The sequence below is a fragment of the Tabrizicola sp. genome (assembly GCF_034366665.1).
Taxonomy (GTDB): domain Bacteria; phylum Pseudomonadota; class Alphaproteobacteria; order Rhodobacterales; family Rhodobacteraceae; genus Tabrizicola.
In genome coordinates this window covers 26,154-38,531 of the sequence record NZ_JAXMMF010000095.1, presented here as the reverse complement: position 1 = coordinate 38,531, position 12,378 = coordinate 26,154, and the positions used below count along the sequence as shown (strand labels likewise).

The 12,378-nt window shown below is 68.7% G+C and carries 9 protein-coding genes; 6 read left to right on the top strand and 3 right to left on the bottom strand.

Annotated features, from left to right (window positions below; all coding sequences use genetic code 11):
- Positions 1-849: peptide ABC transporter substrate-binding protein (locus U1E69_RS12565; RefSeq protein ID WP_322244708.1), on the bottom strand; the 849-nt coding region annotated here is incomplete at its 3' end.
- A 744-nt stretch (positions 850-1,593) separates the two neighbouring features.
- On the bottom strand, positions 1,594-2,493 hold the full coding sequence (locus U1E69_RS12560; RefSeq protein WP_322244707.1) for a LysR substrate-binding domain-containing protein: 900 nt from the start codon (positions 2,491-2,493) through the stop codon (positions 1,594-1,596).
- Positions 2,494-2,586: 93 nt separating this feature from the next.
- On the opposite strand from U1E69_RS12560, the gene U1E69_RS12555 reads away from it, so the two are divergent.
- From U1E69_RS12555 to U1E69_RS12535, 5 genes are read left to right on the top strand one after another with little or no spacing between them, the layout of a single operon-like run.
- Complete coding sequence (locus U1E69_RS12555; protein WP_322244706.1) at positions 2,587-3,756, top strand: pyridoxal phosphate-dependent aminotransferase; 1,170 nt, start codon at positions 2,587-2,589, stop codon at positions 3,754-3,756.
- Complete coding sequence (locus U1E69_RS12550; RefSeq protein ID WP_322244705.1) at positions 3,756-5,945, top strand: thiamine pyrophosphate-dependent enzyme; 2,190 nt, start codon at positions 3,756-3,758, stop codon at positions 5,943-5,945. The genes U1E69_RS12555 and U1E69_RS12550 overlap by 1 nt, the downstream gene beginning before the upstream one ends.
- Positions 5,942-6,994: an ACP S-malonyltransferase gene (locus tag U1E69_RS12545; RefSeq protein WP_322244704.1), complete on the top strand. Its 1,053-nt coding sequence runs from the start codon at positions 5,942-5,944 to the stop codon at positions 6,992-6,994. Before U1E69_RS12550 ends, U1E69_RS12545 begins: the two co-directional genes overlap by 4 nt.
- Positions 6,991-8,490, top strand: coding sequence for an aldehyde dehydrogenase family protein (locus U1E69_RS12540; protein WP_322244703.1), 1,500 nt, complete (start codon positions 6,991-6,993; stop codon positions 8,488-8,490). Before U1E69_RS12545 ends, U1E69_RS12540 begins: the two co-directional genes overlap by 4 nt.
- Positions 8,480-9,745 (top strand): FAD-binding oxidoreductase, encoded by a 1,266-nt coding sequence (locus tag U1E69_RS12535; protein ID WP_322244702.1) that lies wholly within the window; start codon positions 8,480-8,482, stop codon positions 9,743-9,745. The genes U1E69_RS12540 and U1E69_RS12535 overlap by 11 nt, the downstream gene beginning before the upstream one ends.
- Here U1E69_RS12535 and U1E69_RS12530 read toward each other — a convergent pair.
- Positions 9,742-10,647, bottom strand: coding sequence for a LysR substrate-binding domain-containing protein (locus U1E69_RS12530; RefSeq protein ID WP_322244701.1), 906 nt, complete (start codon positions 10,645-10,647; stop codon positions 9,742-9,744). The genes U1E69_RS12535 and U1E69_RS12530 overlap by 4 nt on opposite strands.
- 93 nt (positions 10,648-10,740) lie before the next feature.
- Between U1E69_RS12530 and U1E69_RS12525 the strand changes: the two genes are divergently transcribed.
- Positions 10,741-12,303, top strand: a complete 1,563-nt coding sequence (locus U1E69_RS12525; protein WP_322244700.1) for a trimethylamine methyltransferase family protein — start codon at positions 10,741-10,743, stop codon at positions 12,301-12,303.
- Positions 12,304-12,378 lie beyond the last annotated feature (75 nt).

Sequence of the window (12,378 nt, the reverse complement as noted above, 5' to 3'; positions counted from 1 at the left end):
CGCGAAGACCGCGTTCTTGGCGATCTGGCCGGGGAAGCGCTGATCGACGAAGGGGATCTGGCCCGCGTTCAGGTAGGAGAAGTCCGACTCGCCCGCCATGAAGGCCGGAAGGCCCACCTCGGGCGCGCCAAGCGAGGGGTCGATGACCAGGCGGTCCGCCTGCGGCTGCCAGGGCCCGGTGTAGGACGGGTTCTTGACGAAGGTCATCTTGTTGTTCGACTTCTCCCAGGTTTCCAAGAGGAAGGGCCCGGACGAGACCATCGTGTCGACATTGGCGGCGTATTCGTCGCCATGCACGTCCCAGACGTGCTTGGGGACCGGGTACCACAGCGAGACCACGCCCGGCAGATATGGTTTTGGGGCCGAGGTGGTCACGGTGATCGTCTGATCATCGGGTGCCGCGATGCCAAGGGTGGAGACATCGGCCTCGCCCTTCGTCACGGGGTCCCAGTTGGCGATGCCGCCGGCATAGCCCCAGTACCAGGCAAAGTCATAGCCCGTGGTGGCGGCCCGTTGCAGGGCGAAGATATAGTCGCTGGCTTTCAGCGGCTGGCCATCGCTCCAGGTCAGGCCGGGTTGCAGCTTGAAGGTCCAGGTCAGCCCGTCGTCTGACTGCGACCAGCTTTCCGCTGCCATAGGATGCAGCTGGAAGTTGTTGTCGAACGTGGTCAGCGGCAGCTGCACGATCTCGGGGTTCCCGGCGCGGGCATAGACGGTCTTCATGTAATCCATGTAAGAGCCGCTGGTGCTGTCGCCCGCGCTGTTGATCGTGATCTCGGCCGCCAAGGGCGTGGTGGCAAGCAGCGTCGCAGCTGCAGCAACCCCCACCCAACGTCTTAGAAATGTCATCGGTACCTCCACCGTGTCGCGTTCCTGTTGGCAAGCGCCCCCGAAGACACCCGGGTCTCCCCAAGCGGAGGCGTCACTGGTCTGCGGCGTTGAGCTGTCAGGCCAATGTCAGATGTCTGACAAATTTCCAGACGCCACGCAAGCGTCACCTTCGCTGCGGTGCGACCGGTTTTGCGGCGGTGTGCCGCTGGCCAAAGGGTCGCCCTGGACCGCGCCCTGCCCCAGCCAGGGCTGGCCCGCACGTTCGGAAAAGGGATTCCAGGTGACCCCGCGCGCAGTGGCTGCGCCTTAGCCGAGATGGCGCCCGCTTGCGTCAACGGGACGCAAAACCCCGCAGACGCCCCGTTTCCACCACGCATACAGCGTCCTGGCTTCCGCAGGGGTCAGACGCGTTTCGCCCGGCTTCAGGGTTTCAGGCGCCTTTATCGTGTTTCGGGACGGCTTGCGTTCCTGCATCGCCAGCCGATCAGCGCGGCATCCGGATCAATCAGCTGAACGTCGGCTGGATGGCCTCGGACCACGAATGCAAGATCCAGGCCGCAAACAACGAGCCCGAGTGGGCGGCGAAGGCCGCCGCCCTGCCCTTCGGTCGCCCCGTCGACCCCATAAGGCCGCGTGGGCGGTGAATTTCCTTGTGTCCGACGATGCGGGCCTGATGACCGGGGCCATCGGCAGCTTCGACCCGTCGGTCCGAAGCGCCGTGGCGGCCGGAATGCCGGTGCCGGACGGCGCGACGCGCCTGTCTCAGGCACTGGTGTCCGAGGTCTTCAGACTGGCCTCCACCCATTTCAGCAGCCTCGCCAGCGCCCGGCTGGGCGTTCTGATCTGGGGCCAGACCAGGTGATAGGCCCCGTCAACCTCGGTATAACCCTCGACCGCGGGGCGCAGGCGGCCCGCCCGGAACTCGGCCTCGGCCAGGAAGGCGGGCAGCAGCGCCACGCCGAAGCCCAAAGCCGCCGCCTCGGCCATCTGGCTGAACTGGTCGAAGAGCATCCCCCGCAGGTGGCCCGCCGGACAGCCCTGCCGAGCGAACCAGTCCTCCCAGGCCCCGGGGCGGCTTTCCAGGTGCAGCAGCGGTAGGGCCAGCAAATCCTGCGGCTGCAACGGCCCCGCCATCAACCCCGGTGCGCAGGCCGGGATCACCCGTTCCCGCGCCAGCTCCAGATGGTTGGCCCCCGGCCAGTCCGCGCCACCGAAATGGATCGCCGCATCAAAAGGCTCGCGCGTGAAGTCGAAGGGCGACAGCCGCGTGCCGAAGTTCAGCGTGATGTCCGGGTTCTCCCCGGCAAACCGCCGCAGCCTTGGCAGCAGCCAATGCGTCCCGAAGGCGGGCAGGACGGCGATGTTCAGGCTGGACTGTTCGCCCGCCGCCCGGATCTTGAGGCTCGCCCGCGCCAGGTCCTGCAGGTAGTCCCTTATCGACGCCGCATAGTCCGCCCCCGCCGGGGTCAGCGCCAGCCCCTTCCCCTCGCGCCGCAGCAGCGTCACGCCGATCTGGTCCTGCAGCGTCTTCAGCTGACGGCTGACCGCCGAATGGGTCAGTGCCAGCTCTTCCGCCGCCGCCGTGGCGCTGCCAAGGCGCTCCACCGCCTCCAGCGCCAGAAGCGAACTGATCGAGGGCAGAAACCGGCGCGGGGCGATCATGTGAGTTATTCTCCAACCATATGACCAACATGTCGCTCATTTTCAGGCGAAAGACCAGCTAGACTGGAGCTGGATGGCACAGGCGAGACAGAGATGAACGCAGACTTCACCCGCGCAGACCGCATCCGCGGGCTGGACGTGTCCGAGATCGTCCAGATCTCCGAACAGGCCGCCGCCCTGCGCGCTGCGGGCCGCGATGTCGTCTCGCTGTCCACTGGAGAGCCGGATTTCCCCACCCCCGACCATGTGATCGAAGCCGCGCATCAGGCTGCCCTCCAGGGACAGACCCGCTACACCGCCAACTCCGGCACCCCCGCCCTCCGCGCCGCCATCGCCGCGCAGGCAGGTGTCACGGCGGATAAGGTCATCGTCTCCACCGGTGCCAAGCAGGTGATCGCCAACGCGATGCTGGCGACCCTGAACCCCGGCGACGAGGTGGTGATGCCCGCCCCGTTCTGGACCAGCTACGCCGACATCGTCCGCATGGCAGGCGGGCGTCCCGTCGTTGTCCCCTGCCCGATGGAGACCGGGTTCAAGCTGTCCCCCGACGCGCTTCAGGCTGCCATTACCCCCCGCACCCGCTGGCTGTTGCTGAACTCCCCCTCGAACCCCTCGGGTGCGGTCTACTCCTCCGCAGAACTGCGCGCGCTGGCGGGGGTGTTGGCCAGTCAGCCGCAGGTCTGGGTCCTGTCGGACGAAATCTACCGCCACCTCAGCTTCGTCCCCTTCACCCCCGTCACAAAGGCCGCGCCCGACCTCCGCGACCGCACCCTGACAGTCGACGGAGTCTCCAAGGCCTATGCCATGACCGGCTGGCGGATCGGCTGGGGGATCGGCCCCAATGCCCTCATCGGCGCGATGGGCACGGTGCAGGGACAGGTGACATCGGGGGCTTCCTCGGTCTCGCAGGCCGCAGCCCTCGCGGCGCTGACCTGCGACCAGTCCCTCCTCACCACCCGCCGCGAGGCATGGCAGGCCCGCCGCGACCGCGTGGTCGCCGCCCTGAACGCGATGCCCGGCATCGACTGCCCCGCCCCCGACGGCGCGTTCTACGTCTTCCCCCGCATCACCGCCGCGATGGCCGCCACCGGCCACCCGACCGACGCCGACTTCTGCCGCTGGCTGCTGCACGACCACGGCGTCGCCCTTGTCCCCGGCCGCGCCTTCGGCTTGCCCGGCCACCTGCGCCTCTCCTTCGCCTATTCCGACGCCGACCTGACCCGCGGCCTTTCCCGCCTCGCCGCCGCGCTGGAGACCCGCTGATGGACCGCTGCGACATTGTCCACGACAACTTCCTGACCCGCGTCGCCGCCCGTGACCTGCCGCCCGGTCGCCCGCCGCAAGGCCCGCTGTCCAAGACGCTCGCCGTCTCGCTCTACCGCTCCGGCTGCCTCAGCCGCGCCCTGGATCGCCAAAGCCGCGCCATGCAGCGGGCGGGCCAGGGCTTCTACACCATTGGCTCCTCGGGCCACGAAGGCCTTGCCGCCGTTGCCGCCGCGCTTCGCCCCACCGACATCGCCTTCCTTCACTACCGCGACGCCGCCTTCCAGATCGCCCGGGCCGAACAGGTCCCCGGCCAGACCATCGCCCGCGACATGCTCCTCTCCTTCGCCTCGTCGTCTGAGGACCCGATCTCCGGCGGCAGGCACAAGGTCCTGGGCAGCCGCGCCCTGATGATCCCGCCACAGACCTCCACCATCGCGAGCCACCTGCCCAAGGCCGTCGGCGCGGCCTACGCCATCGCCGCCGCCCGCCGCCACCGCCCCGAACACGCGATCCTCCCCGACGACGCCATCGCCTACTGCAGCTTCGGCGACGCATCCGCGAACCACTCCACCGCCCAAGGCGCCTTCAACGCCGCGCAATGGACCAGCTACCAGTCGGTCCCCCTGCCACTCCTTTTCGCTTGCGAAGACAACGGCATCGGCATCTCGACCAAGACCCCGTCGGGCTGGATCGCTGCCACCTTCGGCAACCGCCCCGGCCTGAAGTACTTCGCCTGCGACGGCCTTGACCTCTACGACACCTACGCCACCGCGCTTGAGGCCGCCGAGTACGTCCGCACCCGCAAGAAACCCGCCTTCCTCCACGTCCGCACCATCCGGCTTTACGGCCACGCTGGGGCCGACATGCCCACCACCTACCTGCCCCGCGAAGAGGTGGAGGCCGAAGAGGCCAACGACCCCCTCCTCCACTCCGTCCGCCTCCTTGACCAGGCCGGCGCGCTGACCCCCGACCAGGCCCTGACGATCTACCAGGAGACCGGCGCGCGCGTCGCCCGTGTCGCCGCCGAGGCCGTTACCCGCCCACGCCTCAAGACCGCTTCGGACGTGATGGCCTCGATCCTCCCGCCCCGCCGCGACAACCGCCCGACCAACGGCCCCTCCCAGCAAGCCCGCGAACAGGCGTTCGGAGCGGACCTCAAGGCGATGGCCGAACCGCAGATCATGTCCCGCCTCATCAACTGGGCGCTCACCGACCTGATGCTTACCCACCCCGAGATCGTCATGATGGGCGAGGATGTGGGCCGCAAGGGTGGCGTCTACGGCGTCACGCAGAAGCTGACCCAGCGCTTCGGTCCCGACCGGATGATCGACACGCTTCTCGACGAACAATCCATCCTCGGCCTCGCCATCGGCATGGCGCAGAACGGCTTCGTGCCCCTGCCGGAAATCCAGTTCCTGGCTTACGTCCACAACGCCGAAGACCAGATCCGGGGCGAGGCTGCGACGCTCCCCTTCTTCTCGAACGGCCAGTTCACCAACCCGATGGTGATCCGCATCGCGGGGCTTGGCTACCAGAAGGGCTTCGGCGGACACTTCCACAACGACAACTCGCTCGCCGTCCTGCGCGACATTCCGGGAGTGATCCTCGCCGTTCCCTCGAACGGCGCCGACGCCGCGATGATGCTGCGCGAATGTGTGCGGCTGGCGCGCGAAGAACAGCGCGTCGTCGTCTTCGTCGAACCCATCGCGCTTTACCCGATGCGCGACCTGCACGCCGACAAGGACGGCGGCTGGATGCGCCGCTATCCCGACCCCTCGCAGACCATCCGTCTGGGCGAAGTCGGCATCGACGGCCAAGGCACCGACCTTGCCATCGTCACCTTCGGCAACGGCTGTTACCTGTCCCATCAGGCCCGGCCCGAGCTGGAATCCGCAGGCCTCAAGACCCGGATCATCGACACCCGCTGGCTCTCGCCCCTGCCGAAACAGGCCCTGACCGACGCCGTCAAAGGCTGCAAACACATCCTGATCGTCGATGAGACCCGCCACACCGGCGGCGTCGCCGAAGGCCTGATGGCGCATTTCCACGAGGCCGCCCCCGGCACCCCCCTCGCCCGCCTCACGGCCGAGGACAGCTTCATCGCCACCGGCCCGGCCTACGCCGCAACGATGCCGTCGAAGGACCAGATCCTGACCGCCGCCCTTGCCCTGACGAGGGCGAAATGACCCGCAAAACCGCCGTCGTCATCTGCCCGGGCCGAGGCACCTACAACGCGACCGAGCTGGGCACCCTCTCCCGCCACTTCCCCGACCCGAAGCTGCTCTCCCGCTTCGACGCCCTCCGCACCGCCGAAGGACAGGACACCCTCACCGCCCTCGACAGCGCCGACCGCTTCACCCTCGCCCGCCACACTCGAGGCGACAACGCAAGCGCACTGATCTACGCCGCCACGCTGGGCGACTTCCTCTCCCTCGACCGCCAGGGCATCGACGTCGTCGCAGTGACCGGCAATTCGATGGGCTGGTACTCCGCCCTCGCCTGCGCCGGGGCGGTGACGCCCGAGGACGGCTTCACCATCGCCAACACGATGGGCCGCCTGATGCAGACCGCGCTGATTGGCGGCCAACTGGTCTACCCCTGGGTGGATGAGGACTGGGTCCCCCGCCCCACCCGCAAAGCCGCCCTCCTCGCGCTGGTGGACGACATCGCCGCGCGAAAGGACCACACCCTCGCCCTCTCCATCGACCTCGGCGGCCTTCTGGTGATCGCCGGGAACGAGGCGGGCCTCACGGCGTTTGAGACCGCCGTCGACCCCGTCCAGAACCGCTTCCCGATGCGCCTTGGCAACCACGCCGCCTTCCACACCGCCCTGCAGGCCCCCGTCGCCGCCCAAGGCCGCGCGGCCCTGCCCGCCACCCTTCTCGCCCAACCGCAGCTTCCCCTGATCGACGGGCGCGGCGCGATCTGGTGGCCCGGCGCGGTCGATCCCGAAAAGCTCCACGCCTACACCCTAGGCCATCAGGTGACCGAGGCCTACGACTTCACCGCCGCCCTCCGCACCGCCGCCCACGAATTCGCCCCCGACCTCTTCATCGTCACCGGCCCCGGCACCACGCTGGGTGGGGCCGTCGCCCAGTCGCTGATCCTCGCCCAGTGGCGCGGCATGGGCAGCAAATCCGATTTCCAGACCCGGCAGGCCGAAAGCCCGCTGCTCGTCGCAATGGGGCTGCCCGACCAGCGCGCCCTTGCGACCCCTGAAGGAGCCAACAGATGACCCACGCCGCCACCCTCACAGCCGCAGGCCTCACCCAGACGGACCTGACCCAAGGCACCCTCACCGTCCGCTCCCCCATCGACGGCGCGGAACTGGCCCGGGTCCACGAAACCCCGGCCTCCCAGATGCCCGCAATCATCGCCCGCGCCAAAGCCGCCTTCGCCCAATGGCGCACCGTCCCCGCCCCGCGCCGGGGCGAACTCGTCCGCCTCCTCGGTGAGGAACTCCGCGCCGCCAAGGCCGAGCTTGGCGCGCTGGTGACGCTGGAAGTCGGCAAGATCACCTCCGAAGGCCTTGGCGAAGTGCAGGAAATGATCGACATCTGCGACTTCGCCGTCGGCCTCTCGCGCCAACTTTACGGCCTCACCATCGCCTCGGAACGCCCCGGCCACCGCATGGCCGAAACCTGGCACCCCATCGGCCCCGTGGGAGTCATCAGCGCCTTCAACTTCCCCGTCGCCGTCTGGTCCTGGAACGCCGCCCTCGCTTTGGTGTGCGGCAACCCGGTGATCTGGAAACCGTCCGAGAAGACCCCCCTCACCGCCATCGCCACCATGCGCATCATGGACCGCGCCCTCGCCCGCTTCGGCGACGACGCGCCGCAAGGCCTCTGCCAACTCGTCATCGGCGGCCCCGACATCGGCGCGGCGCTGGTCGACAGCCCCGATGTCCCGGTCCTCTCCGCCACCGGCTCCACCCGGATGGGCGGGATCGTCGGCCCCAAGGTCGCCGCCCGCTGGGGTCGCCCGATCCTCGAACTCGGCGGCAACAACGCGATGATCGTCGCGCCCTCCGCCGACCTCGACATGGCCGTCCGCGCCATCGTTTTCGGCGCTGTCGGCACCGCCGGGCAACGCTGCACCTCGCTCCGCCGCCTGATCGTCCACCGCTCCATCCGCGAGGACCTGGTGGCCCGCCTGACCAAGGCCTACGCGAGCCTCCCCATCGGTGACCCCCGCGCCGAGGGCACCCTGATCGGCCCCCTCGTAGACCAGGCCGCCCGCGACCGCATGCTGACCCAACTCACCCGCGCCCGGGCCGAGGGCGGCATCGTCCACGGCGGCCAGCCCGTCACCACGGGCGTCCCCGCCGGAGCCTACGTCACCCCTGCCCTCGTCGAGATGCCAGCCCAGACCGCCACCGTCCGCGAAGAAACCTTCGCCCCGATCCTTTACGTCCTGACCTACGACGCCTTCGACGACGCCATCGCGCTGCAGAACGACGTCCCCCAGGGCCTCTCCTCCTGCATCTTCACCCTCAACCTGCGCGAGGCCGAGACCTTCCTCTCCGCCTCCGGCTCCGACTGCGGGATCGCCAACGTCAACATCGGCCCCTCGGGCGCGGAAATCGGCGGGGCCTTCGGGGGCGAGAAGGAAACCGGCGGGGGCCGCGAAAGCGGCTCGGACGCCTGGAAGGGCTACATGCGCCGCCAGACCTCCACGGTGAACTTCTCCGCCCACCTCCCCCTCGCCCAAGGCGTCCGCTTTGACCTCTGAGACCCTCTGGCGCACCACCGCACGGGAGACCTTCACCGCCCCTCCCCTGGCCGCCGACCGCACCATCGATCTCGCCATCATCGGCGGCGGCTTCACCGGCTGCGCGGCGGCACTGGAAGCCGCCCGCCAAGGCGCGTCCGTCTGCCTGCTGGAGGCACAGACTATCGGCCACGGCGGTTCAGGCCGCAACGTCGGCCTCGTCAACGCCGGCCTCTGGCTCCCCCCCGACACCGTCCGCGCCCAGACGGGCGAGGCCGCCGGGACCAAACTCCTCGCCACCCTGGCCGAGGCCCCGTCCCGCGTCTTCGCCCTGATCGACCGCGAATCCATCGACTGCGAACCCACCCGCAACGGCACGCTCCACCTCGCCCACGCCGCGAAAGGCCTCGCCGACCTCACCGACCGCCACAGCCAGGGCCGCGCGATGGGCGCGCCGCTGGACCTCCTCGACGCCACGGAAACCACCCGCCGCACCGGCTCCACCGCATTCCACGGCGCGCTTTTCGATCCCCGCGCCGGAACGATCCAGCCGCTGTCCTATGTCCGTGGCCTCGCCCGTGCCGCCACACAAGCCGGGGCACATCTGCACGAGAAAAGCCCCGTCCAGTCCATCACTCGCCAGGCCGACCTCTGGCACATCACCTCCGGCCCCCACACCCTGCGCGCCCGCCGCCTGCTGGTCGCCACCAACGCCTACCACCTTGCCCTCGGCCCCGCCTTCCGTCCCGCCTTCGTCCCGGTCCACTACTGCCAATACGCCACCGATCCCCTGCCCCCCGCCCGCCGCGACAGCATCCTGCCCCAAGGCGAAGGCTGCTGGGACACCGCCCTCGTCATGTCCTCCGTCCGCCGCGACCGGGCCGGACGGATCATCATCGGCGGCATCGGCAACGGCACCGGCCCCGGATCACGCGTCCATGCCGCCTGGGCGCGCCGCAAACTTGCCGCCCTCTACCCCGCGCTGAAAGACATCCCCCTCACCCACGGCTGGACCGGCCGGATCGCCATGACCCGCGACCACATCCCCAAGATCATCGCCTTCGGCCCCGACGCCTACGCGATCTTCGGCTACTCCGGCCGAGGCATCGGCCCCGGCACCGTCTTCGGCACCCAGGCCGCACAGGCCCTCTTGTCCGACAGCGAGACCCCCCTGCCCCTCGCCCCGATCAAACAGCACAAGGAAACCGCCCCCGCAGCCCAAGCCGCGTACTTTGAGACCGGCGCCTGCCTGACTCACGCCCTGACGGCCCGCTAGACCCGCGCCTGCGCCAAAAGCCAATCCCGCACCTCCAGCGCCGGGCGGGGCAACGTCGCGTCGCGTGGCCAGATGACGTGGAAATCCATCCCCGTCACCAGCGCATGATCCGTCAACCGCACCAGCACGCCCTGCCCCACCAGCCCCTCGACCAGATGCCGCCAGCCCAAGGCCACCCCCTGCCCCGCGATCACCGATTGCACCACCAGCACATAATCGTTGATCTGCAGCCCCTTCGGCACCCGCCGCCCCTCGACCCCAACGGACGCAAACCAGTCCCGCCAGGTCGCCGCCTGCCGGAACGGTTCCTCCAAATGGATCAGCTGGTGGTCAAGCAACGCCTCCGGGCCAACGGGCCTCTCGCGCCCCGCCAGATACCCTGCCCCACAGACCGGCCAGATTTCCTCGGCCGCCAAGGGCCGTGCCTCATACTGCGGCCAGTCCGCCGGATTGCCGCCGCGCACGCCCAGCGGTATCCCCTCGCCCACCAGGTCCAGGTCGTGGTCCCCGGTCTGGATGCGCAGGTCGATCTGCGGCAGGTCCGCCCGCAACTGAGCCATCCGCGGCACCATCCAGAACGCCGCAAAGGCGGTGGAGCAGGACAGCGTCACATGCCCCTCCGCCGCAGTCCGCAACTCGCGGGCCGAGCGCTGGATATGCGACAGCCCGATCGCCACGTCGGCATGAAACCGCGCCCCGGCCGAGGACAGCCGCACCCGCCGATGTTCCCGCAGGAACAGCGCCGTCCCCAGATGCTCTTCCAGCCGATGGATCGCATAGGACACCGCCGCTTGCGTCATCCGCAACTCCCGCGCCGCCGCGGTGAAACTGCCCAGCCGCCCCGCCGCCTCGAAGACGACCAGGGCGTTGATCGACGGGACCAGACTGCGCAGGGTTTCCATAAACCCAGCTTATCAACTCCATCAGGCTTTTCCAGCGTCACGCGCGCCCCCGCGCGGCATAACATGGCCCCGACTTATCGAAGGACGATCCCTATGGCCGACGGCGACATCCCCGAAAAGCGGCAGCGCGGCGGGCGGCAGAAAATGCGTGACGCCCGCGTCGGGGTCGAGGCCGGCGTTCACCGCCCCTACATCACCCGCGGCATCCCGACCTACGACATCCTGTCCGAGGAAAGCCTGCAGAAGATCGAGCAGACCGCCGACCGCATCCTGGCCGAAATCGGCATCGAACTCCGCGACGACGCCGAAGCCATGCGCCTCTACAAAGCCGCAGGGGCCGAGGTCACCGAAACCACCCAGAACATCTGGCGCGTGAAATTCCCGCCGCACATGCTGCGCGAGGTGCTGAAGACCGCCCCGCCCGTCTTCGCCCAACACGCCCGCAACCCGGCAAACACCGTGCAGATCGGCGGCAACAACGTCGTCTTCGCGCCCTCCTACGGCAGCCCCTTCGTGATGGACCTCGACCGCGGCCGCCGCTACGGCACCATCGAGGACTTCCGCAATTTCATCAAGCTGGCGCAGTCGTCCCCCTGGCTCCACCACTCTGGCGGCACCGTCTGCGAACCGACCGATGTCCCGGTGAACAAGCGCCACCTCGACATGGTCTACAGCCACATCCGCTATTCCGACCGCGGCTTCCTGGGGTCGATCACCGCGCCGGACCGCGCCGCCGACAGCGTGGAGATGGCCCGCATCCTGTTTGGCGAGGCGTTCACCGACCAGAACTGCGTCATCATGGGCAACTTCAACACCACCTCGCCCCTGGTGATCGACGGCGTCACCGCCGCCGGCATCCGCACCTACGCCGCCGCGAACCAGGGCTCGATCCACCTGCCCTTCCTTCTGGGAGGCGCCGTCGCCCCCCTGACCATCGCCGGGATGGTCGCCCAGGGCCTTGCTGAATCGATGGCCTCCTGCGCGCTGGCGCAACTCACCCGGCCGGGCGCGCCGACGATCCTTGCGTCGTTCTTCTCCTCGATGTCGCTCAAGACCGGCTCGCCCACCTTCGGCACCCCGGAACCCGCCATCGGCTCCCTCGCGATGGGCCAGCTTGCCCGCCGCCTGAACCTGCCCCTGCGCTGCGCGGGGAACTTCTCGACCTCCAAGCTGCCCGATGGCCAGTCGATGTGGCAAAGCATGATGTCGATGATGTCGGCCGTGCAGGGGGGCGCGAACTATGTCCTGCACTCGGCAGGCTTCCTCGACGGCCTTCTGTCGATGTCCTACGAAAAGGTCGTGATGGACACCGACATCTGCGGCGCGCTGCATTCCTACCTCGACGGGATGCAGGTAAACGAAGACACCCTTGCCTTCGACGCCCTGAACGAACTTGGCCCCGGCCAGCATCTCTTCAGCACCCAGCACACCCTGAAGCACTACGAGACGGCCTATTGGGACAGCGCTTTGGACGACAACCAGCCGTGGGAGACCTGGGACGAACAGGGCGGCATCGACTATGCCCAGCGCGCCAACACCCGCTGGAAGAAGATCCTGCGCGACTATGAGGCCCCCCCGCTGGACCAGGCCACCGACGAGGCGCTGCAGGACTTCATGGCCCGCCGGAAAGCGTCGATGGACGACATGTGGTACTAGGAAAGACGCTTAACGCTTCCCGAACGCCCACAGGCAAGCCCTTGATTTTCCACCGCCCGAAGGGCCCGTCCTGCG

Bases quoted from the DNA above. Each gene is read 5' to 3' on its own strand.
- U1E69_RS12555 (WP_322244706.1), top strand. From the start codon at position 2,587: ATGAACGCAGACTTCACCCGCGCAGACCGCATCCGCGGGCTGGACGTG.
- U1E69_RS12540 (WP_322244703.1), top strand. From the start codon at position 6,991: ATGACCCACGCCGCCACCCTCACAGCCGCAGGCCTCACCCAGACGGAC.
- U1E69_RS12560 (WP_322244707.1), bottom strand. From the start codon at position 2,493: ATGATCGCCCCGCGCCGGTTTCTGCCCTCGATCAGTTCGCTTCTGGCG.
- U1E69_RS12525 (WP_322244700.1), top strand. From the start codon at position 10,741: ATGGCCGACGGCGACATCCCCGAAAAGCGGCAGCGCGGCGGGCGGCAG.
- U1E69_RS12545 (WP_322244704.1), top strand. From the start codon at position 5,942: ATGACCCGCAAAACCGCCGTCGTCATCTGCCCGGGCCGAGGCACCTAC.
- U1E69_RS12550 (WP_322244705.1), top strand. From the start codon at position 3,756: ATGGACCGCTGCGACATTGTCCACGACAACTTCCTGACCCGCGTCGCC.
- U1E69_RS12530 (WP_322244701.1), bottom strand. From the start codon at position 10,647: ATGGAAACCCTGCGCAGTCTGGTCCCGTCGATCAACGCCCTGGTCGTC.